The following is a 2,045-nucleotide window of genomic DNA, read 5'->3' as shown; positions in this document are numbered from 1 at the left end:
GAGCTCGCGATATAGCCTTCCACCCGGGTTTCTACATGAAAAGCTCAAAGGAAAATGCCTACGCGAGGGTTAAGGGGCAACTTGAGGGTATAGTGGAGACGCTCAGGGGGGAAGGTATAGATGTGGTGCTGCGCCCGGAGACCACCGGCAAGCGCACACAGCTGGGGAGCCTTGAGGAGGTTCTAAGTCTAAGCGCAGAGCTTCCTGGGGTGATGCCCTGTGTGGACTTCGCCCACCTCTATGCGAGGAGCAGGGGCGCGGCGAACAGCTATGAAGCCTTTGCAGGTATGCTTTCCAAAATAGAGGCCGTACTGGGCAGAGGGGCGCTTCGTGATATGCACATCCACGTCTCGGGGATAACCTACGGTAAGGGAGGGGAGCGCTCTCATCTTGTGCTTCGCGAGTCGAAGTTCAACTACAGCGCCCTGCTTCGCGCCCTTAAGGATTACAGCGTGGAGGGCAAGCTTATATGCGAGAGCCCCAACCTGGAGGAGGATGCCCTGCTTTTGGAGCACAGGTACGCTGAAGTCTGAGGCAGCGCCTTTGACCTGCCAGAAATAGGAAAGGTTGGAGGTGAAATGCTCCGAGAAAAAGAAATGGAACACTTCACCTGTTTTTACTGCCACACATATCAAAGGTAAACATTGTTGTAAAAAATCAATGCAACTGCCCGAATAATGTCAACCACTGCGTTAACATTAATACAACATTTTAACATCGCCCGTATAACTCGTCCACGGGATGTTGTAGAATACTCATAGTTTTCAGTTATTTTTGAAAATGCAAAAGTATGAGTAATAAGTTATATTTAATTAGATATAATGGGGCTAAATTATGGTAAGAAAAAATAGAAAAAGAAGGAGTCTTATAGTCAGGCCCACAATAGACACCCTTGACGGTCATACGCTGAAAGAGCTTGCTAAAAAGTCCTTCTTAACCCCATCTCAGATACAGATACTTCAGCTTCGCTCTGAAGGATATATTCAGAATGAGATTGCAAAGATAATGGATATTTCCCGCTCCAATGTCAGCATTACAGAAAAAAGGGCCAGACAGAACCTAGAAAAGGCGATGAACACCATAAGGATTTTTGAGATGATAGCGCCCATAGTTGTGAGGGTGAAGGAAGGTACAGACCTCTTTGAAATTCCGAAACTGGTTTTTGATAATGCCGACAGGGCCGGTATAGTTGTTGAGTACAATGCAATACAGCTTACTGATATGATAAGAGAAAAGATGTGGAAAAAGCTCAGGGGGAGGGAAGTTGTGGAAGGGTTCACAGTTACCATCCTGAGAACCGGCAGAGTTGTGGTGGAGTAAGAAATGCCTGCCTTTCTATTTAAATATGTGCGTTGCATTTCGTGTTTTGTCAACGAATATGTAAAATATTGGCAAAATTAAATTCAAAAATAAACATTCTAGTTTACGTTTATCATCTTTTGCAGCAAATCATCTGCTCGATGATTGAGGCGGAAATACTCGATAAGCTAGAACCCTGCCCTTGCGATGCACCGCCTGTAAAAGGCGTCAATCTCTCTGCGCTCGCTCTCTGTGAAACTCCTCATGTACCTGTCGTCGGCGAGCTTTCTCCCAGTCTTTGCTTCCCACTCCCTCGCTGACACACTGAACCTCTCCTGCACGCGGTCCCGGTACAGCTCTGGCAGTATATTGAAGGCGCAGAAGGGTACCACACGGAGGTCGGGCAGAGCATAGTGCACACTGCACTTTTTAACCCTCGCTATGTCGTAGTTGTAGGGGTCCTGGAAGTGCATCATCCCCACGAAGAGAGAGTTGCGGTTGAACTCCTTGAGTTCTGCATAGGAGCCCCTCATTAAAGAGGAGACCAGCATCCGCTTGAGGTCCAGGTAGTCTGGCTTCTTCTCCTCGTCGATAAAGCGGGAGATGCTTGCTAGGGCTCTAATTATGGAGATACCTTTGCCCGCAAGCTTGAGCCTGGAATGCTCAACCTCAAAATTGAGCTCATGCAGGAACTCCAGGAAGCCCTCCACATCGAAGAATCGCGTGAGGGGCACAAGCTTGTCTCC

At 47.8% G+C, this 2,045-nt stretch carries 2 protein-coding genes and 1 pseudogene; 2 read left to right on the top strand and 1 reads right to left on the bottom strand.

The annotated features are described in order from the left end of the window. Both ACXJJW_RS06645 and ACXJJW_RS06640 read left to right on the top strand, forming a co-directional pair. The coding region (locus ACXJJW_RS06645) for a TIM barrel protein (protein ID WP_456474952.1) at positions 1-533 on the top strand (533 nt) is incomplete at its 5' end. Positions 534-834: 301 nt separating this feature from the next. Next, positions 835-1,320: a Tfx family DNA-binding protein gene (locus tag ACXJJW_RS06640; RefSeq protein ID WP_456474951.1), complete on the top strand. Its 486-nt coding sequence runs from the start codon at positions 835-837 to the stop codon at positions 1,318-1,320. 167 nt (positions 1,321-1,487) lie between these two features. Here the strand turns inward: ACXJJW_RS06640 and ACXJJW_RS06635 are convergent. Next, positions 1,488-2,045 (bottom strand): annotated as a pseudogene (locus ACXJJW_RS06635) (tetraether lipid synthase Tes); the annotation flags it as partial.

It is taken from the genome of Candidatus Pyrohabitans sp. (genome assembly GCF_054014795.1).
The sequence above is the reverse complement of the archived record's forward strand: the minus strand, read 5'-3'. Positions and strand labels throughout refer to the sequence as shown.